The organism is Fibrobacter sp., from assembly GCA_012523595.1.
Lineage (GTDB): Bacteria > Fibrobacterota > Chitinivibrionia > Chitinivibrionales > Chitinispirillaceae > JAAYIG01.
Map to the genome: position 1 here is coordinate 1 of JAAYIG010000049.1, position 1,982 is coordinate 1,982.

General features: G+C 43.8%; 2 protein-coding genes. One reads left to right on the forward strand and one right to left on the reverse strand.

Translation table 11 applies throughout. The features are described from left to right. Positions 1–62: 62 nt before the first annotated feature. Positions 63–275, reverse strand: coding sequence for a hypothetical protein (locus GX089_02755; GenBank protein NLP01388.1), 213 nt, complete (start codon positions 273–275; stop codon positions 63–65). Positions 276–783: 508 nt separating this feature from the next. Between GX089_02755 and GX089_02760 the strand changes: the two genes are divergently transcribed. Beyond that, positions 784–1,542 (forward strand): hypothetical protein, encoded by a 759-nt coding sequence (locus GX089_02760; protein ID NLP01389.1) that lies wholly within the window; start codon positions 784–786, stop codon positions 1,540–1,542. The last annotated feature ends 440 nt before the right edge of the window (positions 1,543–1,982 follow it).

Here is a 1,982-nt window from a genome sequence, read left to right on the forward strand (position 1 = left end):
CACCGGTTCTGGCCAATACCGAAGAACTGTCATGATCTTCTGACTGACCGGAAATGAAGGATTTATTTCTTTCCCCTGCACCTGAACGGTGAGAGTGCAGGCGCGATCGGGAGCCAGACCGGCGTTGTAAGTACTGCCCATTTGATGAAGAAAAAAATGAAGTAGCCGGTTGCCGGAATCAGAAGCCAGTAGTATAACCACGGCCGGCTGAAGACATCGATATCAGATTGGAACATACTCCAGAGAAGGTTCAGGTAATTCTCAAATACTTGCATGTTTTCCTTTTTATGCTGAGTTTACATGATTTATTCTGAAAATTAAATCATCGAATACCGGTTTTCAAATCAGAAGATCAATCCCTTCATCCCGGAAAAAAAATGCGGCCCCGGCCAAAACAGTTCCGAAGCCGCAGAATACTGGAAACCCCGGCAACCGCCATCAACTATAAGCGTATCTTACCGGAGGTTCCCTTTAGAGATCTATTACTAATGAAGCACCTCCTTTCCTCCAGGGTCGTTTAAACACTGATTGTACCCCGGATAAAGATAGACATGGATCAGCATTGAATAATATATTCGTATGTAGCTGGATTTTTATTGCTGGAATTACCCGCGATTTGCACACATCTTTTACTTTACTCACGATAGTAGCGATTTCTTGACCCAGATCAAGGCGGCAACTGAACAAAAACACTATCTTTTATATCAGAAGGTAAATTTTATCGATATTTGACATAATTTATGTATCATTTTAAACATAAAACCACTCAAAGGATTCATACTCATGACTGAATCACTTAACCGCAACATCAAAGAATTACTCCTGGAATACCCATCACTTGAGCAGATTCTCTCGGAATTTGATATCGGTTGTACAACCTGCAATCTGGGGACCTGCAAGTTTAAGGATATTGTGGAGATCCACAATCTTAGCGTAGAGCAGGAGAAAGAATTGTTGAAACGATGTTCGGCGGTTATTTTTCCAGGCCAGAATGCAGTCATACCCGCTATTGAACGCAAGGAAAAGCAGACCAACCGGACCAATCTCGCTCCTCCCATCAGAGAGCTTGTGATCGAGCATACAGTCATAAAAGACTTCCTTGCATCTATTCCATCTCTGCTTGAATCACGGAGCAACCACGATCTGATCGCAAAGGGCATCGATTTTATCCGTAACTATGCCGACGCATTTCATCATGCCAAGGAGGAAAAGATCCTGTTTGGTTATTTCGACAGCGATTCTGACATAATAAAGTCTTTCATCACTGAACATGAGACAGGACGGGAGTATGTGAGGGAAGCGCGGAGGAGTCTTGAAAAAGATGACTGGGTATCTCTTGAGAAAAACCTGACCGCATACAGGGATCTCCTGACAGAGCATATAAAGAAGGAAGATGAGATACTTTATCCCTGGATGAACCGCAGCCTTTCCGACACACAAATCGGACAGCTTTTTTCACGCTTCCAGGATGTCAATGCGGAATTCAGCAGTGTTACAGGTGAATACAGGGCTTTTGTTGAATCTGTCAAAAAGCAGGACTGAGGAATAAAGAAGAAAATTTTCCGTGAAATAAAAGCGGTTCTGATATTTACTCCGCAGTCATAAGAAAGCGCAGAGCTTGTTTCACGACAGCACGACAAAACGTGGATACGACATTGCGACAATACGAAGGAATAAGGTGCCGGAGCATCTAGTCCATACCGTCCATACAATTATCGCACACCAGGAAGACAAAACGACAACCCAATAACACGACTAATGCCGGTTGCCGGAATCCTGGTTCTCCTCATTTCAGAACCAATCCGGTCCTCAAATCCTCGCCATCCCCAGAAACACTGCATGTAAAACCACAACTATAGTCAAGAATGCTTTTCGAGCTGCGACTGATGAGATTCCTGGAAAATGATAGCCGATATGAGAGTCTTTGCAGGCTGCTAAACAATCACCACAGAGTGTGCAGTTCAATCCTGGCCTGCGCTTCC

Coding starts and splice junctions, on each gene's coding strand:
- GX089_02755 (NLP01388.1), bottom strand. CDS start 275: ATGCAAGTATTTGAGAATTACCTGAACCTTCTCTGGAGTATGTTCCAA.
- GX089_02760 (NLP01389.1), top strand. CDS start 784: ATGACTGAATCACTTAACCGCAACATCAAAGAATTACTCCTGGAATAC.